This window comes from Thermus amyloliquefaciens (genome assembly GCF_000744885.1).
Taxonomy (GTDB): domain Bacteria; phylum Deinococcota; class Deinococci; order Deinococcales; family Thermaceae; genus Thermus; species Thermus amyloliquefaciens.
In genome coordinates this window covers 47,108-67,029 of record NZ_JQMV01000003.1, presented here as the reverse complement: position 1 = coordinate 67,029, position 19,922 = coordinate 47,108, and the positions used below count along the sequence as shown (strand labels likewise).

At 68.6% G+C, this 19,922-nt stretch carries 24 protein-coding genes; 10 read left to right on the top strand and 14 right to left on the bottom strand.

Annotated elements, in window-relative coordinates:
* Positions 1–17: 17 nt before the first annotated feature.
* Positions 18–509, top strand: a complete 492-nt coding sequence (locus BS74_RS00715; RefSeq protein ID WP_185747668.1) for a hypothetical protein — start codon at positions 18–20, stop codon at positions 507–509.
* Positions 502–1,272: an acetylglutamate kinase gene (argB, locus tag BS74_RS00710; protein WP_038055177.1), complete on the top strand. Its 771-nt coding sequence runs from the start codon at positions 502–504 to the stop codon at positions 1,270–1,272. Before BS74_RS00715 ends, argB begins: the two co-directional genes overlap by 8 nt.
* Here argB and BS74_RS00705 read toward each other — a convergent pair.
* From BS74_RS00705 to BS74_RS00660, 10 genes are read right to left on the bottom strand one after another with little or no spacing between them, the layout of a single operon-like run.
* A complete protein-coding gene (locus BS74_RS00705; RefSeq protein ID WP_038055174.1) occupies positions 1,238–1,738 on the bottom strand; it encodes a type 1 glutamine amidotransferase domain-containing protein in 501 nt (166 codons plus the stop codon). The two genes, argB and BS74_RS00705, sit on opposite strands and share 35 nt — an antisense overlap.
* The gene (locus BS74_RS00700) at positions 1,701–2,171 is read right to left on the bottom strand and encodes an NUDIX hydrolase (RefSeq protein WP_038055170.1); all 471 of its coding nucleotides are present in this window, start codon (positions 2,169–2,171) and stop codon (positions 1,701–1,703) included. Before BS74_RS00700 ends, BS74_RS00705 begins: the two co-directional genes overlap by 38 nt.
* A gap of 29 nt (positions 2,172–2,200) precedes the next feature.
* Entirely contained in the window at positions 2,201–2,797 is a 597-nt protein-coding gene (locus BS74_RS00695) for a MazG family protein (RefSeq protein ID WP_038055169.1), read from the bottom strand.
* Positions 2,772–3,215, bottom strand: coding sequence for a hypothetical protein (locus BS74_RS00690; RefSeq protein ID WP_038055166.1), 444 nt, complete (start codon positions 3,213–3,215; stop codon positions 2,772–2,774). Before BS74_RS00690 ends, BS74_RS00695 begins: the two co-directional genes overlap by 26 nt.
* A complete protein-coding gene (locus tag BS74_RS00685) occupies positions 3,216–3,551 on the bottom strand; it encodes a YbjQ family protein (protein ID WP_081914581.1) in 336 nt (111 codons plus the stop codon).
* Between the two features lie 10 nt (positions 3,552–3,561).
* A complete protein-coding gene (locus BS74_RS00680) occupies positions 3,562–4,311 on the bottom strand; it encodes a hypothetical protein (RefSeq protein WP_038055162.1) in 750 nt (249 codons plus the stop codon).
* Positions 4,308–4,823 carry a nitrous oxide reductase accessory protein NosL gene (locus BS74_RS00675; protein ID WP_038055160.1) on the bottom strand — a complete coding sequence of 172 codons (516 nt, stop codon included), beginning with the start codon at positions 4,821–4,823 and terminating at the stop codon, positions 4,308–4,310. Before BS74_RS00675 ends, BS74_RS00680 begins: the two co-directional genes overlap by 4 nt.
* A 9-nt stretch (positions 4,824–4,832) precedes the next feature.
* Positions 4,833–5,528, bottom strand: a complete 696-nt coding sequence (locus tag BS74_RS00670) for a nitrous oxide reductase accessory protein NosL (protein WP_038055158.1) — start codon at positions 5,526–5,528, stop codon at positions 4,833–4,835.
* Entirely contained in the window at positions 5,512–6,189 is a 678-nt protein-coding gene (locus BS74_RS00665) for an ATP-binding cassette domain-containing protein (protein WP_038055154.1), read from the bottom strand. The genes BS74_RS00670 and BS74_RS00665 overlap by 17 nt, the downstream gene beginning before the upstream one ends.
* Positions 6,168–7,355, bottom strand: a complete 1,188-nt coding sequence (locus BS74_RS00660) for a right-handed parallel beta-helix repeat-containing protein (protein WP_038055152.1) — start codon at positions 7,353–7,355, stop codon at positions 6,168–6,170. The genes BS74_RS00665 and BS74_RS00660 overlap by 22 nt, the downstream gene beginning before the upstream one ends.
* A 103-nt stretch (positions 7,356–7,458) precedes the next feature.
* Between BS74_RS00660 and BS74_RS00655 the strand changes: the two genes are divergently transcribed.
* From BS74_RS00655 to BS74_RS00645, 3 genes are read left to right on the top strand one after another with little or no spacing between them, the layout of a single operon-like run.
* Positions 7,459–7,872, top strand: coding sequence for a copper chaperone PCu(A)C (locus tag BS74_RS00655; protein ID WP_038055150.1), 414 nt, complete (start codon positions 7,459–7,461; stop codon positions 7,870–7,872).
* Positions 7,869–8,459 carry an SCO family protein gene (locus tag BS74_RS00650; RefSeq protein WP_038055148.1) on the top strand — a complete coding sequence of 197 codons (591 nt, stop codon included), beginning with the start codon at positions 7,869–7,871 and terminating at the stop codon, positions 8,457–8,459. Before BS74_RS00655 ends, BS74_RS00650 begins: the two co-directional genes overlap by 4 nt.
* A 12-nt stretch (positions 8,460–8,471) precedes the next feature.
* A complete protein-coding gene (locus BS74_RS00645; protein ID WP_038055145.1) occupies positions 8,472–8,801 on the top strand; it encodes a hypothetical protein in 330 nt (109 codons plus the stop codon).
* A 47-nt stretch (positions 8,802–8,848) separates the two neighbouring features.
* On the opposite strand, the gene BS74_RS00640 is transcribed toward BS74_RS00645, so the two are convergent.
* Positions 8,849–9,646: a ZIP family metal transporter gene (locus BS74_RS00640; protein ID WP_038055143.1), complete on the bottom strand. Its 798-nt coding sequence runs from the start codon at positions 9,644–9,646 to the stop codon at positions 8,849–8,851.
* A gap of 64 nt (positions 9,647–9,710) precedes the next feature.
* Here BS74_RS00640 and prfA point away from each other — a divergent pair, with 64 nt between their 5' ends.
* Together prfA and BS74_RS00630 are read left to right on the top strand one after the other, a co-directional pair.
* The gene (prfA, locus tag BS74_RS00635; protein WP_038055141.1) at positions 9,711–10,775 is read left to right on the top strand and encodes a peptide chain release factor 1; all 1,065 of its coding nucleotides are present in this window, start codon (positions 9,711–9,713) and stop codon (positions 10,773–10,775) included.
* Complete coding sequence (locus BS74_RS00630) at positions 10,775–11,242, top strand: NUDIX hydrolase (protein ID WP_038055139.1); 468 nt, start codon at positions 10,775–10,777, stop codon at positions 11,240–11,242. The genes prfA and BS74_RS00630 overlap by 1 nt, the downstream gene beginning before the upstream one ends.
* A gap of 3 nt (positions 11,243–11,245) precedes the next feature.
* Here the strand turns inward: BS74_RS00630 and BS74_RS00625 are convergent, their stop codons facing one another.
* Both BS74_RS00625 and BS74_RS00620 read right to left on the bottom strand, forming a co-directional pair.
* Positions 11,246–11,935 carry a hypothetical protein gene (locus BS74_RS00625; RefSeq protein WP_038055137.1) on the bottom strand — a complete coding sequence of 230 codons (690 nt, stop codon included), beginning with the start codon at positions 11,933–11,935 and terminating at the stop codon, positions 11,246–11,248.
* A gap of 52 nt (positions 11,936–11,987) precedes the next feature.
* On the bottom strand, positions 11,988–14,921 hold the full coding sequence (locus tag BS74_RS00620) for a glucodextranase DOMON-like domain-containing protein (RefSeq protein ID WP_038055135.1): 2,934 nt from the start codon (positions 14,919–14,921) through the stop codon (positions 11,988–11,990).
* 94 nt (positions 14,922–15,015) lie between these two features.
* Here BS74_RS00620 and BS74_RS00615 point away from each other — a divergent pair, with 94 nt between their 5' ends.
* Together BS74_RS00615 and BS74_RS00610 are read left to right on the top strand one after the other, a co-directional pair.
* Positions 15,016–16,065 (top strand): NADH:flavin oxidoreductase/NADH oxidase, encoded by a 1,050-nt coding sequence (locus BS74_RS00615; protein WP_038055134.1) that lies wholly within the window; start codon positions 15,016–15,018, stop codon positions 16,063–16,065.
* 20 nt (positions 16,066–16,085) lie between these two features.
* Positions 16,086–17,045 carry a quinone oxidoreductase family protein gene (locus BS74_RS00610; protein WP_038055132.1) on the top strand — a complete coding sequence of 320 codons (960 nt, stop codon included), beginning with the start codon at positions 16,086–16,088 and terminating at the stop codon, positions 17,043–17,045.
* On the opposite strand, the gene BS74_RS00605 is transcribed toward BS74_RS00610, so the two are convergent.
* Positions 17,034–17,942: a carbohydrate kinase family protein gene (locus BS74_RS00605; RefSeq protein ID WP_038055125.1), complete on the bottom strand. Its 909-nt coding sequence runs from the start codon at positions 17,940–17,942 to the stop codon at positions 17,034–17,036. The two genes, BS74_RS00610 and BS74_RS00605, sit on opposite strands and share 12 nt — an antisense overlap.
* 133 nt (positions 17,943–18,075) lie before the next feature.
* Between BS74_RS00605 and BS74_RS00600 the strand changes: the two genes are divergently transcribed.
* Positions 18,076–19,899: an aldehyde ferredoxin oxidoreductase family protein gene (locus BS74_RS00600; protein ID WP_038055124.1), complete on the top strand. Its 1,824-nt coding sequence runs from the start codon at positions 18,076–18,078 to the stop codon at positions 19,897–19,899.
* Positions 19,900–19,922 lie beyond the last annotated feature (23 nt).

Genomic DNA, 19,922 nt, shown 5'->3' with positions numbered 1-19,922 from the left:
AGAGGCTAGTATAGGGCTTGGTGCGGAGCTTTCTCTCCTTCCACGTTCAGGCCCCCCTGGAGGAGGTCCTGGCCTTCGCCCGGGAGCGCACGGGGGGCGCGGGGGTCTACCTGGTGCCCGACCCCCCTTGGGTGAGCCTTTACCACGAGGCCCTCGAGGCCGAGGAGAACCCGGAAGGGGTGCGCGCCTTCCTGGAAGGGCTTTCCCGCCTGGGCCAGACCCTGGCCTTCCTGGTCCTGGCGGAGGAGGACCTCCTCTTCCTGTGGGCGGAGGGAGGCCAGGTGCGGGCGGAGTTGCGGAAGGGCCCGGAACTGGGGGAGGCCCTATGGGCCCCCGAAGACCTCCTTCCCCTCCTGGCAAAGGCCCAGGCCATGCCCCCTGTGAGCGCCGTCCAGGCCCTGGCGGCTTCCTTCGGCCTCCACCCCGACCACGCCGCTTTGGGCTTTTTGGACCTCCTGGAGGCCGAGGAGGAGGAAGGCCTGCCCGAGGAGGTGGTCTACCTTGAGTGAAGCCCTCCTGGTGAAGGTGGGGGGAAGCCTGAGGGGGGCTGAGGCCCTCCTGGACGAGCTTTCGGGCTACCCCGGCCCCCTGGTCCTGGTGCACGGGGGCGGTCCCGAAATCGGGGCCCTCCTGGAGCGCCTCGGGTTCCAAAGCCGCTTCGTGGGGGGCCTGCGGGTGACCCCCAAGGAGCAGATGGAGGCGGTGGAGATGAGCCTATGCCTCACGGGCAAGCGCCTGGCGGAGGGGCTTTCCCGGCGGGGCCGAAGGGCCCTCGCCCTCTCGGGCCGGGACGCCCTCGCCCTACGGGGCCGGGCCCTGCCGGAGCTCGGGCGGGTGGGGGAGGTGGTGGGGGTGAACACCCAGCTCCTTTTGGACCTACTGGAAAGGGGCTACACCCCCCTCCTCGCCCCCATCGCCCTGGACGAGGAGGGCCCCCTGAACGTGAACGCGGACACCGCCGCCGGGGCGGTGGCCGGGGCCTTAGGGTGGCCTGCCGTCTTCCTCACCGACGTGGATGGGGTCCTAAGGAACCCCAAGGACCCCCAAACCCGCTTCCCCCACCTCACGGCCGAGGCGGTGGAGGCCCTGAAGGCCCAGGGCGTGGTCCAAGGGGGGATGATCCCCAAGGTGGAGGCGGCCCTAAGGGCCCTGGAGGCGGGAGCCCCCTGGGCGGCCATCGCCAAGGGGGAGCGGGGCGTTTTGGCCCGGGTGCTCTCCGGGGAAGCGGGGACCCGCTTCACCCCTGGAGAAGGCCCAGAAAAGCCCGCATGAACCCGGGGAGGTCCTGGGGGCCCTGGGCGGTGACCAGGTTCCCGTCCACCACCACCCCCTCTTCCCGGTAAAGCCCCCCGGCGTTTTCCAGGTCGTCCCGGATGGAGAAGAAGCCCGTGACCCGCCTGCCCCGCACGAGCCCGGCGCTCACCAGCACCCAGCCCGCGTGGCAGATGGCCCCGATGGGCCTCCCCTCCTCCGCCACCCGGCGCACCAGGGAAAGCACCTCCGGGCTCCTCCGCAGGTAGTCCGGGGCGAAGCCCCCGGGGATGAGGAGGCCCTCGAGGGCCGGGGCCTCCTTGGCGCTCACCTCCGCCCTCCAGGCCAAGCCCGACTTGGCCCGGTACTCCCTGGCCTCCGGCCCGATGACCAGGGGCGTATAGCCCGCCTCCTGCACCCGGTAGTAGGGGTAGAGGAACTCCCGCTCGTCAAAGAGGTCCGCCAAGAGGATCCCGATGCGCCTCACGCCACACCTCCAGGAACTCCCTCAGGATATTCCCCGTGACCCCCCAGATGTCCACCCCCCGCCAGGGGAAGTGCCACACCGTGCGCCCCAGGCGGATTTCGCTCCAAGGCGCCACCCTAAGGAGCTCCTCCAGGGGGGCCAGGAGGACCTCGGCCACCTCCTCCGGGCTCGGCCTCAAGGGGGGAAGGTCCTCCCGGTAGACCACCACCGGCTGGACCAGGAAGCCCTGAGGGGAAAGGACGGGGGAGAGGAAGCCCAAGGGCTCCACCCCCATGAGGCCCACCTCCTCCGCCGCCTCCCGCAAAGCCGCCTCCAAGGGGGTTTCCCCTGGTTCCACCACCCCCCCGGGAAAGCTCACCTGCCCCGCGTGGGTGGGCAGGTGGGGGCTCCTTAGGGTGAAGAGGAGGCTTTCCCCTAAAAGGGGCACCGCCACCGCCGCCAGGCGGAAGCCCTCGGGGAGGGCTAGCCCCCCTGGCAGGCCCTGAGGGAGCGCCGCCTTAAGGCGGTCTCGGGGTCCAGGCCCCTTTTGGCGAAAAGCCCCACCAGGTTCCAAAGCGCCTCCTCGAGGTCTCCCCGCTCCAGGGCCCTCCTCAGGCCCTCCTCGCTTCCCGGATCCACGCCCTTGCGCTGGAGCTCATAGGCGCGGAGCAGGGTGGGAAGGTGCTTGGGGAGCCCGCAGGGCTCCTCCTTCTTCCCCTCCTCCGCCTTCAGCTCCTCCCAGCGGGCCTTCACCTCCTCCGGGGTTTTGGCCGCGCCCTCCCCGAAGACATGGGGGTGGCGGCGGATGAGCTTGTCCACGATGCTTCTCTCCACGTCCGCATAGGAGAACCGCCCCTCCTCCTCGGCGATGACGCTGTGGAAGGCCACCTGCAGGAGCACATCCCCAAGCTCCTCGGCCATCTCCTCGGCGTCGCCACCCAAAAGGGCATCCGCCGCCTCGCTGGCCTCCTCCAAAAGGTAGGGGATGAGGCTTTCGTGGGTCTGGGCCCGGTCCCAGGGGCAGCCCCCGGGCCCCCTAAGGCGGCGCATCACCTCAAGCAGCCGTTCCATGCCCCCCATTCTCCCTCAGGAGAATCCCCCCTGCCAGGGAAAGGCCCACCAGGAGGAGGGACAAGGGGTCCAGGGGCGCCCGCTCCAGCACCCACCCCCCGGGCCCCGGGGCGGGAAGGCCCACGGCGCGGGTGAGGAGGAAAAGCCCCACCATCACCCCCACCAGGTACCGGCCCAGGCGAAGCCAGGCGGGGCCTATGGGCACCTCCAAAAGGGGCAGGAGGAGGAGGGAAAGGCCATAGCCCAGCTGCAAGGCCAAAAGCCCCATGAAGAGCAGGGCGTACCAAAAGCCTGGGGTCTGGAAGGCCAAGGCGGGGTTTTGCGCCAGGAAGAGCTCCCCGCACAACCCTCCCCCTAAGGGGGTGTTCCCGAAGCCCAGAAGCTGCAGGAAAAAAGGGAGGATGAGAAGGCCGGCCGCAAGCCGCATCTAACGCTCCCTCACGGGCTCTAGGCGGACCGCGGTGCCGTAAACCAGGATCTCCGCCGCTCCTTGGAGCACGTTGGCCGTGAGGTACCGCACCCCCAAGACGGCATGGGCTCCTAGCCGCCGGGCCTCCTCCAGCATCCGCCTTTCCGCCTCCTGACGGGCCTCCTGCAGCATCTCCGTGTACTCGGGGATCTCCCCCCCCACCAGGGTGCGGAGCCCCGCCAGGAGGTCCTTGCCCAGGTGCTTGGAGCGCACCGTACTCCCCCTGACCACGCCCAGGACCTGAACCACCCGGTGGCCCGGCACCTCGCTCAGGGTGGTAAACAGGATCTCCATGGTCCCCATCCTACCGGTCCCGGCGGGCGAAGATCAGGGCCCCCAGCAAGGCCAAGGCCAAGGCCAGGAGGCAAAGGTAAGCGAGCCCCAAAAGGGGCCCCACCTCCCCCAGCCTCTCCGCCACCAGATAGCCCACGGGCCCGGTGAGGACAGGGGCCTTCAGGCCCGCAAGGAGCCCCACCCGGTGGACCTCCTGGGGGTTCAGGAGGAGGGCCAGGGTGAGAAAGCCCTCCAGGGGGTAGTCCCTGAGGCGCACCGCCAGGGCCACCACCAGGGGGCCGTAGAGGACGTTTAGGAGGCCGAAGAGGGCAAAGCCTAGGCCCAGGGCCCGCCTCTCCTCCAAGAGGAGGGCGGAAAGCAGGGCGGCAAGCCCCACCCAGAAGGCCAATACCCCCACCCCGGAAAGGAGGAGCCAAAGGAGGGCCTTCCCGGAAAGCCCCAAGACCCCCGCCCCCAGAAGGAGGCCCAGGGCCAGGGGCAGGCCGAGGCCCAGGAAGACCCCCAGGGCCCCCAGCAAGAACCCCCGGAAGGGGCGGAGGGGCAGGCCCAGGAGGAAGGCCCACTCCTCCCTCGAGGCCAAAAGGGGCACCCCCAGGGCCAGGACCAAGGGGGGCAGGAGGAGGAGAAGCCCCGAGTAAAGCCCCACGAGCCCCACCCCCTCCCCCCGGCCCAGGAAGCCCAGGGCCAGGAGAGGGGGAAGGAAAAGCAGCCCCGAGGTCCAGGGGTTGCGCCAGATCTCCTTCAGGAAGAGGGCGGTCATGGGGCCTTGGGGGGCGGGGGGAAGAAGGCGGCAGGCACCCAGGTGCGCTTCTCCCCTTCCTTGAGGGCCTCCGCCCAGGTGAGCACCCGCCCCCCGGCCCGCTCGGGCCGCTCCTTGAGGTGGCGCTCCAGGGCCTCCCGGCTCCCAAAGGCCAATAGCCCCGAGCCCATGGGGGTGCGCACCTTGGGGTTGTGGTAGAGGAGGGCCTTCTCCGCCGCCACCCACTTGGGTGCGGTGCGGGTGCTCTCCGCGTGGTCCGCCAGGTAGACCTCCTTGGGGGCGAGGGAAGGCCCTCCCCAGCCGTTCAGCTGGTCCAGGAGGCAGGCGGGGTCGTCGTAGAAGAAGGCCTTGCCCTGGGGGTTCACCGCCTGGGCCGCATGGCGGGCGTCCAGGATGGTCATGAAGCAGTAGGGGCAGGCCTCCACCCCCACCCTAAGGGCCCGGGGGGCGGCCAGGGCCCGGGGGAGGAACACCCCGGACGCCAACCCCAAGAGAAAGCGCCTGCGGTCCATGGGGGAAGTCTAATGGCTCCCGTGGTCCCCGCCTCCCAAGAGCCCCGCGTGCTGGGCCAGGAGGGCCACCAGGTTCATCTCCGGCAAGGGGGCCAGGTCCCAGAGGGTCTGGAAGTCCAGGAAACGCTGGCGCCCGTGGGCCTCCCGGTGCCGCTCTGCGAAGGCACGGGCCTGGGCAGGGTCCGCAAAGGCCACCAGCCTGGCGTTCATCACCACCATCATCCGCTCCCCCCAGTAGTAGGTGGCCTGGCGGGCGGGAACGAGGCGCACGCTCTCCTGGGGGCGGGCGGGGTCGTAGGCCCCCCGGTCGGCCACGTGGAAGGTGGCCCCTTCCCCGTCCCTAATCCCGTGCACCCAGGCGTAGTTCACCATGCAGGCGATGCTCTCAAAGTGCAAGGCCTCCACCACCCGCTTGGGATCGTGGGGGGCGGGCCTTGGCTTCTCAAAGGCGATCTGGCTGTAGGTCTGCTCAAAGAAGCCCTGGGGGAAGGTGCGCCCCCGCCACTGGCCCTCGGGGGTCTTGATGGGCATGCCGCAGAAGGCGCACTGGCCATCCCCCCAAGGGATGGGCCTGGCGGGCATCGCCGCGCCCGCGGAGGCGGGGGCCGCCCCGCCCATGGCTCCTTGCCCCTGGTGCTGGGCCAGCACGGGAGCCGCCAGCGCCAAACCGCCCAATGCCTTCAGCACCTCACGCCGACTCCGCATAGAGCACCTCCATTAGCCAGGGGAGACGTTCTCCCCTTGGGCCCAAAACCTGGTCCGGGGGGCCCTCCTCTAGCACCCCACCTTCCTTTAGGAGCAACAGGCGGTCCGCCCTCCGGGCCTCTTCCACGTGGTGCAGGGCCAGGAGGACCACCCCCTCCCGCTTGGCCCCTACCCAGGCCCAGAAGCGCTCCCGCCCCTTGGGGTCCAAGGCGGCGGTGGGCTCGTCCAGGAGCCAGATGGGGGGGTCCCCCATGAGGGCCGCGGCCAGGGCGAGGCGCTGGCGCTGGCCTCCGGAAAGAACGGCCACAGGCCGGTGCAGAAGGCCTTCTAGGCCCATGCGCGCCACCGCCTCCTGCAAAGCCTCCCTCCCCAGGCCTTTCGCCCGCCTGGCGCCCTCCAGGACCTCGAGGGCCCGCAGGTGGGGAAAAAGCCTGGGGCTTTGCGGGAGGTAGGCCCGGAGGGGCAGGGCCTTGGGGTCCCGGGGGGTGCGCCCCAGGAGGCGGGCCTCCCCCCCATCGGGCCGGAGGCGGCCGGCGAGGAGGGCCAAAAGGGTGCTCTTCCCCGCCCCGTTGGGGCCCAAAAGGCCCACCACACCCCCCTCCACCCGGAGGTTCACCCCCAGGAGCCTGCCCCGCTTCCTCAGGCCCTCCACCGCCACCATAGGACACCCCCCAAAAGGCCGAGGACCAGCCACCCCCCCTGGGTCCGGACCTCCTTGGCCAAAGGTTGGGCCGCGGGATCGGCCAGGGCTACCCCCCGCAGGCCCGGCACCTGGGCCTCCACCGCCTCCCAGAGGACCACCCCTGGGGAGAGGGCGAAGAGGGAAAGCTCGGGCTGGCGGGCCAGGAGGAGGGCGAAGGCGCCCGTGGGTAGGTGGGGGACGGGGAGGCCCGAGGCCCGGTCGTAGCGGTTACCCACCACCTTGGCCTTGGCCCCGGGGTCGTCCACCAGGAGGTCGTAGAGGTTCCCCTGAAACGCGTTCCCCTCCACCCAAGCCGAGTTCCCTCCCCGCTCCCGGGTGATGCGCAAGGCGGTGCCGTTTTCCTGGAAGCCATTGCCCCACACCCTCACCCCTTGGGCGTCCATAAGGACCAGGCCCAGGGTGTTTTCCGCAAACAGGTTTTCCCGGACCTCGGTCCCCCGTTCGTCCTGGACCAGAAGCCCATAGCCCACCGGGCTTTTGTGCCCGTAAAGCCGGTTTCCCCGCACCCGGTTCTGCGCCCCGTGCATCACCGCATTGCCAACCCCGTTCGCCCGGCTTAGGTTCTCCTCCACCCGCACCCCCCAGGAAAACATCACGTGGAAGCCGTAGCGCCCGTTCCCCTCCAAAAGGTTCCCCCGGATGACCATGTCCGGGCTGTACTCCACGTAAATGGCGTCCATGTAGCCAAGGAGGTGGCTTCCCTCCACCCGTACCCCAGGGCTCCCGTAGACCAGAACCCCCGGGGACTCCCCCAGGCCTTTGGCCCTCAAGCCCCGCACCACCGCCCTTGGGGAGTCCTCCACCCGCACCGCCGCGGGGGCTTCCTCCACCGTCACCTCCTCCAGCAGGCACCCCTCGCACCCCCGCAGGTAAATGGCGGCGTCGGGTTCAAAGAAGTCCTCCCCCGGCCCCGCCCCCACCACCTTCAGCCCCCGCACCGTTATGCCCGGGGCCAGGAGGCGCAGGGTGTGCCCCTCCTTTCCCCGGAGCACCGCCCCCTCCCCCTCCACCACCAGGCCCGGGGTGGTGAGAACCAGGGGTCCCTCCACCTCCCCCCTCAGCTGAAGGACCGGTGCGGCCAGGGCCATGCCCAGGAAAAGGGGCCACCACCCCAAAGGGCGCATCACACTAAGGGTAGGCCTGGGGAGCGGGACATTCGTACTCCCAGGAAATGTGCCCTAAACCACGGAGTACATTTGTCCCCCTCCCGATTGGTAAGGTAAACGCGTGAGGTGGCTCCTGATCCTGCTGGGAAGCCTGGCCCTGGCCCAGGCCGCGGTCACCCCGGGCTGGGTCCGCCTGGTGCCCCCGGTGGTGAAGGACACCGCCGCCTACCTCACCCTGGAAAACCGGGGCAAGACCCCCTTGCGCCTGGTGGGAGCCGAAACGGAGGTGGCCGAGCGGGTTTCCTTCCATCAGAACAACCGGGAACACCGGGGAGGCCAGGTGGTCCTGGGCATGCGCCCCCTTCCCTACCTGGACATCCCCCCAAGAAGCAAGGTGGAGTTCCGCCCGGGGAAGTATCACTTCATGCTGGAAGGGCTTAAGCGTCCTCTGAAGGCGGGGGAGAAGGTAGTTTTGGTGTTGAAGTTCCAAGATGGCAGCAGGCTCCAGGTGATCCTGCCCGTGGAGGAGCGATGAAGGCGAAAGCTCTCTTGCCCGTCCTGCTGGTCCTCGCCCTGGTGGGGGTGGCCTATCTTCTTCTCCCCAAGGGCGCCCACAGCTTCTACGGCACCCGGCTTCTGAACCCCAAGCCCGTGGATTTCACCCTCGAGGGGCCCCAGGGCCCGGTACAGCTTTCCCAGCTTAAGGACAAGCTGGTCCTCATCTTCTTCGGCTTCGTCCACTGCCCCGACGTCTGCCCCACCACCATGCTGGCCCTGAAGCGGGCCTATGAGGAGCTTTCCCCTTCAGAGCAGGCAAGGGTGCAGGTGGTCTTCATCAGCGTGGACCCCGAGCGGGACACCCCAGAGATCTCCGACCAGTACGCCAAGGGCTTCCACCCTAGCTTCCTGGGCCTCACGGGAAGCCCCCAGGCCATCCAGGAGGTGGCCCGGACCTTCGGGGTCTACTACCAGAAGACCCAGTACCGGGGCCCCGGGGAGTACCTGGTGGACCACACCGCCACCACCTTCGTGGTGAAGTCGGGCCAGCTGGTCCTCCTCTTCAGCCCGGACAAGGTGGAGGAAACCCCGCGGGTAGTGGCCGACCTCAGGGCTTTGCTCTAAACTAGAGCTACCATGGATTTCAAAGGGTTCTTGCAGAAGGCCAAGGAAGCGGTGCAGTCGGCGGCGGAAGAGGCAGAAAAAAGACTCCAGGAGCTCCGGGAGAAGCTGGACCAGGACAAGGACGGGAAGCCCGACGTGGTGGAAAAAGCCCTTCAGGAAGCCAAGAAGGCCCTGGCGGAGGCCAAGGCCCGCCTGGCGGAGCTGGACCAGGACCAGGACGGAATCCCCGACAAGCTAAAGGACCTGGCGGAGAAAGCCGCCCAGGCCGCCGAGGCCGCCAAGGCCAAGGCGGAGGAAGCCGCCCGCCTCCTCAAGGAACGCCTGGGCAAGGAGGATGCCTAACCCGACCCGTACCTTGCAGCCCTCGGCCCTTCGCCTCGAGGAGAGCCTCAGCCCAAGGCCACGTCCAAGGCCAACATGCAGGCGAAGCCCGTCATGACGCCAAAGGTGGAGATGTCCCCGTTGCCCTCCGCCTGGCTTTCCGGAATGACCTCCTCCACGATCACGAAAACCATGGCCCCCGCCGCCAGGGCCATGAGGTAGGGCAAAAGGTAGAGCATCTGCGTGACCAAAAGGGCTCCCAGCAGGGCCCCAAGGGGCTCCACGATGGCGGAAAGCTGCCCATAAAACCAGGCCTTCCCCGCCCCGATACCCGCCCGCCTCAGGGGCCAGGCCACCGCCAGGCCCTCGGGCAGGTTTTGCAACCCGATGCCCACCGCCAAGGCGATGGCCCCGCCCAGGGTGGCCGCCCCCGTGGGGTCCAACCCCGCGGCCCCAAAGGCCACCCCCACCGCCAGGCCCTCGGGGAAGTTGTGAAGGGTGATGGCCAGGATCAACAAGGTGGTGCGCCGCCACAGGGTTCTCACGCCCTCCTCCTGGGCCCCTGGCCCCAGGTGCACATGGGGAAGGAAGCGGTCCATCAGGCGCAACAAGGCCCCGCCCAGAAGGAAGCCCACCACCGCGGGCACCCAAGGCACCGTGCCCTGAGCCTCGGCCATCTCCATCCCCGGAAGGAGAAGGGAGAAGACGCTGGCCGCCAGCATCACGCCAGCGGCAAAGCCCAGCATCCCATCCAGAAGCTTGCGGCTGGGCTCCCGCATTAGGAACACGCTGGCGGCCCCCACCGCGGTGAGCCCCCAGGTGAAGAGCCCTCCCAATAGGGCGTAGAGGAAGACCGGGGTTTCCATGGCCCCAGTTTAGGCTTACCTAAAAACCAAGGCAAGCCCCGCTTGGGGTATCCTGAGGTAAGGTATGCTGGATAAGCTCGCGCGCCTAGAAGAGGAATACCGGGAGCTGGAAGCGCGCCTCGCTGACCCCGAGGTCCTGAAGGACCAGAAGCGCTATCAAACCCTCTCCCGGCGCTACGCGGAGATGGGGGAGGTGATCGCCCTCATCCGGGCGTACCGGAAGGTGCTGGAGGACCTGGAGGGGGTGGAAGGCCTCCTCGAGGACCCCGAGCTCAAGGAGGTGGCCAAGGCGGAGAGGGAAGCCCTTCTTGCCCGCAAGGCGGAGCTGGAAAGGGAACTGGAGCGGCACCTCTTGCCCAAGGACCCCTTGGACGAGCGGGACGCCATCGTGGAGATCCGCGCGGGAACCGGGGGCGAGGAGGCCGCCCTTTTCGCCCGGGACCTCCTGGAGATGTACCTGCGCTTCGCCGAGGAGATGGGGTTTGAAACCGAGGTGCTGGACTCCCACCCCACGGACCTGGGAGGCTTCTCCAAGGTGGTCTTTGAGGTGCGGGGACCCGGGGCTTACGGCACCTTCAAGTACGAAAGCGGGGTCCACCGGGTGCAACGGGTCCCCGCCACGGAAACCCAGGGGCGGATCCACACCTCCACGGCCACGGTGGCGGTGTTGCCCAAGGCGGAGGAGTCCGACTTCCAGCTCAACATGGACGAGATCCGCATTGACGTGATGCGGGCCTCGGGGCCGGGGGGCCAGGGGGTGAACACCACGGACAGCGCCGTGCGGGTGGTGCACCTGCCCACGGGGATCATGGTCACCTGCCAGGACTCCCGTAGCCAGATCAAGAACCGGGAGAAGGCCCTGATGATCCTAAGAAGCCGCCTCCTGGAGATGAAGCGGGCGGAGGAGGCGGAGAAACTCCGCCAGACCCGCCTGGCCCAGATCGGCACCGGGGAGCGCTCGGAGAAGATCCGCACCTACAACTTCCCCCAGTCCCGGGTCACGGACCACCGCATCGGCTTCACCACCCATGACCTCGAGGGCGTCCTCTCGGGGCACCTCCAGCCCCTTCTCGAGGCCCTCAAGCGGGCCGACCAGGAGCGCCAGCTGGAGGCCATGACGGAAGCGTGATGCGCCGCGAGATCCTGGTGGTGGCGGCCATCCTCCTGGACCGCCAGGGCCGGGTCCTCCTGGTGGGGAACGACTGGGGCCGGCGGGGCATGGTGCGCTACACCCTCCCCGGGGGCACGGTGGAGCCGGGGGAAACCGTGCTGGAAGCCCTGGTGCGGGAGGTGCGGGAGGAGACCGGCTTAAGGGTGAAGGCCATTGAGCACCTGGCCTACGCCATCCAGGTGGAGGACCGCCGGAAGAACGAAAGGACCCTGGCCATGGCCTTTAGGGCCAGCTACGAGGGGCTTTTGAACCCCCGCGACCCTGACGGCCACATCGTGGAGGCCCGCTTCTTCACCCCGGAGGAGGTGGCGGTGAAGCTTGCCGGCCACCGCCCCCTTCTGGAGCCTCTCCTGGACTACCTGGCGGGAGAACGGGGGCGGTTTTACGCCTACACCGGCTGGAACCAGCCGGGAACGCGGGTCTAGCCCTTAAGGGCCCAGCTTGCGCTTCAGGTAGGCGGTGAGCTCCTCGAGGGCCTTTCGCAAGGCCCGTTGCTCCTCCGCCAGGGCCTCGAGGGGGTCCTTGGTCCCCTCCGCCGCGGAAAGGGTCTTGAAAAGGAGGGCGGAGTTACCGCACCTAGGGCAAGCCAGGCCCCCGGGGCGGACCGAGGGGGCGTAGAAGATCCGGGTGCGGCACCGGGGGCACAGGAGGTACTTGACCCCGGAGGCCTCCCCCTTGCGCACCGCCTCCTCCAACTCCACGGCCTCCTCCCGGGGAAAGCCCAGGAAGAAGTCCTCCCCCACCTGAACCCACCCCGGATCCTCCCGGGTGGGTTTGAACTCCCCCTTCCCCCCCTCGGGGGTTTCCCAGGTAAACCCGTTCCAGCGGAAGTGGCGAAGGTGTTTTTTCCCTTCCCGATCCTCAATCTCCACGATGAGCTGGAGAACGGGATCCCTGGGATAGTAGTAGAAACGCACCGCCTGCACCCCGGAAGGGCTCTGGCTGCGGGGGAGGGTGTAGGCCAAAGGACCCTCCCCCTTGGCGGGGTACCCCACCAAACGCTGCAGGTCATAGAGGGTGAGGCCGGGGCGCTCCATGTCCCCAAAAAGCAGGCGTTCCACGTAACGGAAGGCGGCAGCGAGGTCGGAGCCTTGCCCCTGGCCGAGGCCTGGGTCCATGGGAGTAGTCTACCCCGGGGAGGCTTCCCCGGGGTAGAGGGTTCCCCAGCATTCAAGGAGCAGGCCAGGAGAGGCAGTAGGGCTTGAGCACCGCGTACCTCCCCCCGCCGTACTGGGAAAGCATGGCCTCCTGCACCCCCCGCTCGGGCCAGAGGTAGTCCACCACCAAGGGCGCGTCCTCATTGGCGGCCCCACCCAGGTTCCAGGGCCCCGCCTCCCGCCCCACGGGGCGGAAGTGGTCCGGGCCGTAACCGTCCTGGCTGCCCACCAGGACGTACAGGCACACCCTCTGCCCCGGGGCTGGGTTGAAGTGCTTTTTATCTAGCTGCAGGATCACCTGCTTATCCGCGGGGTTGCTGGCCACCACTACCCCATCGGCGGTATCCGTGCCGTCTGGGAAGCCCACCCGTTGCCCGTACTGGGGCCAGCCCGCCGCCTTGAGGAAGAGGTCCCAAGGATGTTCGGGGTCAAAGGCCACCTTGGCCCCCTTGGCGAAGGTATCGGTCCGCCCTCCCTCCTTGAAATCCAGGTAGACGTTCACGAGCTGGTGGCTGAAGCCCGCCGGGGCCCCCCAGGGGTTGGTCATCTCCCCGAAGGTGAAGACGAAGGTCCAGGTGGCCCCGCTGTCCAAAAGCCGAACCTCCAAGAGGTCAAAGAGGCCCTTGAAGGGGGCGAAGGCGTTCTCCTTGGGGTAGGTGTAGGTGCCAGGGCCGTGCTCGTCCCCTTCCGGATCCTGCAGGCGGAAGACCTCCTTGCCCGCCAGGCGCTGGGGCAGGCTCAGGGCCAGGGGGTTGCCGTTGGGGGCGGTGTCCAGCACCCGCCCGCCCCGCTCCAGCACCACCGCCAAACGCAGGGTGTCCCCGGCCTCGGCCTTCAGGGTGGTGTAGGGGATGCGCATCTCCACCTCCTCCCCCACCCAGGCCCGCCGGCCCGCCAGGTCCGCGGGGGAACTGGCCAGGACCCAGGCCCCTTCCCGGTAGGCGTAGCGCACCAAGACCCCCTGCCCCTCCCGAACCTGGTCCAGATCCAGGGTGATGCGCTGCTGCAAGGGAAAGCCCAGGGAAACCCCAGCGCCCTCGGGGAAGGCCGCCCCCCCTTCCTCCCTGGGGGTGGTGGCGTACACGTGCAGGCGGTACCCCTGGCCCAAAAGGTCCTGGGCCTGCACCCCGTCCCGCAGGTCCACCCGCAGGTAGACGCTCTGCTCGTCAAAGCCCAGGTAAACCCCCTTGAGGAGGTCGTCCGGGGTTTGCATGGTGGTGCCGTCGGCATCCGCCAGGTAGGCGGCCCCCTTCCACTCCTCCGCCTCGCCCCTGCCGTCCAGATTGGGCTTCACCCGGCCCGGGGCGCCCTGGGGCGCCACCGGGGGCCGCACGGCGATGAAGAGCGCCTCCGGGGGCTTCTGGCCCAGGGTGCGGTACACCGACTGCAACAGGGCGCGGAAGGCCTCGTCAAAGGGCGGGTTGTTGGGGAAGCCGGTGTCCTGGCCGTACCACCAGAACCAGTCCGAGGCCTGGGCGGCATAGATCAGGCCCATGGCCTTCTCCACCACCTGGGGATCGCCCCCGGCCTCCTTGTAGGCCAGCACCGCCTGCCGGGCCCGGGCCAGGCGGTCCCAGGCCTCGTTTTCCTCCGGCTCCCCCGCCCACATGGCGAAGTCCCCTGCCCAACCGCCTGTACCCAGCCGGGCGATGGGGAGGGAGGGCTTTTCCAGAAGCTCGGAGAAGAGGACGGTCTTGAGGGTGCCCTTTCGCTGCTCTTCCGTGAGGCGCTTGTAGAGGAGGCGGCGGAAGTCGTTGCCGTTGTTGGGGTAGTTCTCCCAGGCGTTCTCCCCATCCAGGGCGATGGTGAGGACGGCCTCGGGGTTTTGCGCAATCACCTGGCGGCGGATCTCCAAAAGGGTGCCGATGAAGTCCTCCACCGCCCGCTCCGCGGGCATGCCGCTGTAGCTGAAGCCGATGCGGTCCGAGAGGTCCCGGTGGCGGAAGAAGAGGACCACCCGCTTGCCCCCCTTCTCCACGTGGTAGATGCGGGTAAGGGTGGCGGGGGTTACGGGAAAGCCGCTTTTACCCAAGATGGCCTCGTCGGTCACCAAAAAGCCGATGCCCTCCTCGGCGTAGAGCTCCGCCGCCTTCTGGCTCACCGCCCCTTCGGGGGGCCACATCCCCTTGGGCTCCCTACCGAAAAGCCCCTTGAAGTACGCCTTCCCAGCCCGCACCTGCCAGGCGGCGTCCTCGGGCCAGGCGATGGGCTCCTTGGGCAGGGCCAAGGCGGGGTTGGACTCCCGGATGGCCTCCTTGTCCAGGAGGATGGGCAGGATGGGGTGGTAGTAGGGGGTGGTGATGAGGTCGATCTGCCCCCGCTCCCAAAGCTCCTGGTGCAGGGGCAGGATGGTGGCCATGAGCTCCAGGTGCTTCCCTAGAACGTAGTCCACGTCCTTCTGGGTGAAGCCCCTGTCCTTCTGGTAAAGGGCCCTCAGCCCAGGGTCGCGCTCAATGTAGTCCACGTTGATCCAGTAGAGGTTCCAAAGCACCCGGAGGTCCAGGAGGTCCTGGTCGGAGAAGGCTTCACCCCGGATTTTCTTGGCCTGGAGCTCCTTGTAGCGGGGGCTTTTTTCCACGAAGCGGGGGTTGATGTCAAAAAAGCGGTCCACGATGAAGGCCCGCTCCTCTGGGGTGAGCTCCCCAAGGGGCTTCACCGAAAGCCGCCAGTAGGCGTCCTTGGCCTTTCCCGAGAGGTAGTCCGCGATCTGCTTGAGCAGGGTGGAGGTGTAGTCAAAGGTCACCTTGATCTCGGGAAACTCCTTCAGCACCTCGGCCATCCAGGGGTAGTCGTTCACCCCGTGGGCCCGCACCCAGGGACCCTCGTACTGGCCGGTGAGGGGGTTCTCGTAAGGAGGCTGGTGCTGGTGCCAGAGGATGGCCACCTTTAGGGGCTGGGCTAGGGCCGCGGAAAGGACCAGGAAGGACAACAAGAGGGCTTGCTTCATGCTCTCACCCGCCTTGGACCTGCTGGAAGAGGTTCCATAGGGTTACCAAGGCCATTATATGCCCCTCCATATTCCGCCAGGCCATAATGAACCCATGGCCCTCCTCTTCACCCCCCTAAACCTGCGAGAGGTTCGGCTCAGGAACCGCCTGGCCATGTCCCCCATGTGCCAGTACTCGGCCACCGAGGAAGGGGAGGTCACGGATTGGCACCTCCTCCACTACCCCACAAGGGCCCTAGGGGGCGTGGGGCTCATCCTGGTGGAGGCCACCGCCGTGGAGCCCTCAGGCCGCATCAGCCCCCACGACCTCGGCATCTGGTCGGAGGGCCAGCTTCCGGGCCTGAAGGAGCTCGCCCGGAGGATCCGGGAGGCGGGGGCGGTGCCCGGGATCCAGCTGGCCCACGCCGGGCGCAAGGCGGGAACCGCCCGGCCCTGGGAAGGGGGCAAACCCCTGGGCTGGCGGGTAGTGGGGCCAAGCCCCCTCCCCTTTGACGAGGGCTACCCGGTACCCGAACCCCTGGACGAGGCGGGAATGGAAAGGATCCTAAAGGCCTTTGTGGAAGGGGCCAGGCGGGCCCTTCGGGCAGGCTTTCAGGTGATTGAGCTCCACATGGCCCACGGCTACCTCCTTTCCTCCTTCCTCTCCCCTCTTTCCAACCAGCGCACGGACGCCTATGGGGGTAGCCTGGAAAACCGCATGCGCTTCCCCCTTCAGGTGGCCCAGGCCGTGCGCCAGGTGGTCCCCCCCGAGCTTCCCCTCCTGGTGCGGGTATCCGCCACGGACTGGGGGGAGGGAGGGTGGGGCCTAACGGACACCCTGGCCTTCGCCGAAAGGCTTAAGGCCCTGGGGGTAGACCTCCTGGACTGCTCCTCGGGCGGGGTGGTGCCCAGGGTGCGGATTCCCCTGGCCCCGGGCTTCCAGGTACCCTTCGCCGATGCCGTGCGCAAGAAGGTGGGCCTGAGGACGGGGGCCGTGGGCCTCATCACCACCCCCGAGCAGGCGGAGACCATCCTGCAGGCGGGGAGCGCCGACCTCATCCTCCTGGGCCGGGTTCTCCTCAGAGATCCCTACTTCCCCTTACGGGCGGCCAAGGCCCTGGGGGTGGCGCCGGAGGTGCCCCCGCAGTACCAGAGGGCCTTCTAGGGGGTAGACTGGGCCTCACCATGAGGGCGGTTCGGGTTCACCAAACAGGCGGCCCCGAGGTCTTGCGGCTGGAGGAAATCCCCGTCCCCGAGCCTGGGCCAGGGGAGGTCCTGGTGCGGCTTTTGGCCATCGGGGTCAACTACATTGACACCTACAAGCGGAAAGGCCTCTACCCCATGCCCCTCCCCTTCACCCTGGGGGAGGAGGGGGCCGGGGTGGTGGAGAAGGTGGGGGAGGGGGTAGCGGGGGTGGCCCCCGGGGATAAGGTGGCCTTCGCCAACGTGCAGGGGGCCTATGCGGAGTACCAGGTGGTGCCCGCGGAGAGGCTCGTGCCCGTGCCCGAGGGGGTGGAACCCAGGCTCGCCGCCGCGGTCCTCCTCCAGGGCATGACCGTCCACTACCTCCTCAAGAGCACCTACCCCGTGGCCCCTGGGGACCAGGTGCTGGTGCACGCGGGGGCCGGGGGGGTGGGCCTCCTTCTCATCCAGTGGGCCAAGCGGCTTGGGGCCACGGTCTACGCCACCGCCAGCACCGAGGAAAAGCGGGCCCTGGCCAAGGAGGCGGGGGCGGACTACGCCCTGCCCTACGAGGGCTTTCCGGAGGCGGTGAAGGCCCTCTCCGGGGGCGGGGTGGACGTGGTCTACGACGGGGTGGGGCAGAGCACCTTTGCGGGGAGCCTGGACGCCCTGCGCCCCCGGGGCTTCCTGGTCCTCTTCGGCCAGTCCTCGGGGCCGGTGCCCCCCCTGGACCCCCAGGTGCTGAACCGCAAGGGAAGCCTCTTCCTCACCCGCCCCACCCTCCACCACTACACGGCAAGCCGCAAGGAGCTCCTCTGGCGCGCCGGGGAGGTCTTCCAAGCGGTGCGGGAAGGGTGGCTTAGGGTGCGCATCGGGGCCGAGTTCCCCCTGGAAAGGGCCAGGGAGGCCCATGAGGCCCTGGAGGGGCGCAAGACCACGGGCAAGGTCCTCCTAATCCCCTAGGTAGCGCCCCCGCCAGGCCCTAAGCCCCTCCTCCGGCAGGTAGGCCCCCCGCACGGTGCAGGCCAGGGCGGAAAGGGCGATGGCGCCCCGCAGGGCTTCCTCCAGGTCCTCGAGGGCCAGGCGGGGGAGGGTGCCCTTGCCATACCCCTTTCGGAGCAGGAGGGCGAGAAGGCCCGCGGTGAAGCTGTCCCCCGCCCCCACGGTGTCCGCCACCGCCACCTTCTCCCCGGGGAGGCGCACCTCCTTCCTCCCGAGGAAGGCCACCGCCCCCTCCGGTCCCAGGGTGAGGACCTTGAGGGGCGGAAGAAGGCGCCGGACCGCCTCCACGGGGCCTTCGGGGAAAAGGAAGCGGGCGTCCTCCAGGGAGAGTTTCAGGAGGTCCACCCGGGCCAGGTAGCCCTCCAGGCGCCGCCTGGCCTCCGGGGTAGGGGCGGCGCGGAGGTTGGGGTCGTAGGAGAGGAGGGCCCCTTCCCCCTCCGCCTCCTTCAGGAGGGCCTCCACCCCACCCGCGGTGCGCCCTTCCAGGGCGAAGAGGGAAGCGAAGTGGAAGGCCCTCACCCCCCGGAGGCCCCCCGGCTCCGGGCGGTAGGCCGCCCGGAAGGGCCGGTGGAAGCTGTAGGAGGCCTCCCCCCCCTCGTCCAGGCGCACCAGGGCCAGGGGCATGGGGCCCGCGTGCCGCTGAAGGCGAAGGTCCAAGCCCCGCCGGGCCATCTCCTCCTGGCTCCACCGGGAAAGCCAGTCCGACCCCACCTCGGAGAAGAAGCGCACGGGAAAGCCCAGGCGGCTCAAGGTGGTGGCGGTGTTCAGGGCCGAGCCGCCCAGGACCCCGGCGAAGCGCAAGGGGTCCTTCGCCTCGAGGATCAGATCCACCAGGACCTCGCCCGCAAAGGCCAACATACCCCCATTATCCCCGTCACCCCATTCACAATCTGCGGAGGGCTCGGTGGTATAATCCCGCAGGAACCAGGGCAGTCCTGCGGAACCCTTCCGGCGACGGGCTCTCGTCTTCCAAGCCCTAAGGAGGTGGCCAATGCTTGGCGGATATGCCCATAGGCTTGCCCGTATTGACCTTTCCAGCGGCCAGGTGGAGTACTTTGCCCCCGACCCCAAGGACCTGGAGATGTACGTGGGGGGCCGGGGGCTTGGGGTGAAGTACGTGTTTGAAAACGGGCCGAAGGTGGACCCCTTGGGCCCCGACAACCTCCTTTGCATCATGAATGGCCCCCTCTCCGGCACCCGGGCCAAGATGTCCGGGCGTCTGGCCATCGTCACCAAAAGCCCCCTCACGGGCACGGTCACCGACAGCCACATGGGGGGCTGGACCGCGGCCAAGCTGAAGTGGGCGGGGTTTGACGGGCTCCTCATCCGAGGGGCTTCGGAGAAGCCCGTCTACCTTTTGGTGAAGGATGGGGAAGTCTCCATCCACGACGCCTCCGACCTCTGGGGCAAGACCACCCACGAGGTCCACCGCATCCTGCGGGAGCGGCACGGGGAGGACGCCGACGTGATGGCCATCGGCCCCGCCGGGGAGAACCTGGTGCGCTTCGCCAACTGGATCAACAACGACGAGCGGGCCGCAGGCCGCGGGGGCACCGGGGCGGTGGCGGGGAGCAAGAGGCTGAAGGCCATCGTGGTGGTGGGCAAGCAGGAGAAGATGCCCCAGCCCAAGGACCCGGAAGCCTGGCGGGAGGCGGACCAGCAGGCCTCGGCCACCATCAACGACCCCAAGAACGTGACCGCCCCCAAGAAGGGAGGCCTTTCCCTCTACGGCACCAACGTCCTCATGAACATCACCAACGTGATGGGGGCCTTGCCCACCTTTAACGCCCAGCACACCTGCATCGACGGGGTGGAGACCATCTCCGGGGAGTACATCCGCGAGCACCGCCTGGTCAAGGACAACACCTGCCACGCCTGCCCCGTGGCCTGCAAGAAGATGGTGGAGGTGCACATCGACGGCAGGACCATCCGCTTTGAGTCCTACGAGTACGAGTCCGCCTGGGCCCTCGGGGCCCATGCGGGCCACACCGACACCGACTGGACCGGCTACGCCATCTACCTCTGCAACGCCTACGGCATGGACACCATCGAGACGGGCAACGCCATCGCCGTCCTCATGGAGGCCACGGAGAAGGGCTACTACCAGGGGCCTGATGGGATCCGGTTTGGGGACAAGGAGGGCGAGATCCGCACCATTGAGGCCATCGCCCACCGCCGGGGGGTGGGGGACGGCCTGGCGGAGGGCCCAGCCCGCTGGGCCAAGGCCATCGGCCACCCCGAGCTTTCCCTCGAGGTCAAGGGCCAGTCCATCCCCGCCTACGACCCCCGGGGCCTCAAGGGCATGGGCATCGCCTACGCCACCTCCAACCGTGGGGCCTGCCACCTTAGGGCCTACACCCCGGCCTCGGAGATCCTGGGCGTGCCCTACAAGACCGACCCCCTGGCCTGGGAGGGGAAGGGCAAGCTCACCAAGCTCTTCCAGGACCTCTCCGCCTTCACCGACTCCCTGGACCTCTGCAAGTTCAGCCAGTTCGCCGAGGGCCCCGAGGAGTACGCCAAGCAGCTTTCCGCCTACTGGGGCCGGCCCGTGACCCCCGAGGAGATCCTCAGGATCGGCGAGCGCATCTACAACCTGGAGCGCTACTACAACAACCTGGCGGGCTGGGCCGAGGGCTCGGACTACCTCCCCGAACGCTTCCTCAAGGAGCCCTCGGGTTGCGCGGGCTCCAAGGGCCAGCTCACCGAGCTGGACCTGATGCTCCAGGAATACTACCAGGAGCGGGGCTGGGAGCGGGGCGTGGTGCCCCCCGCCAAGCTCCAGGAGCTGGGCATCCTCTCCCAGGCCGCGGACTAACCCCCTCGGGAAGGCCCGGCCCC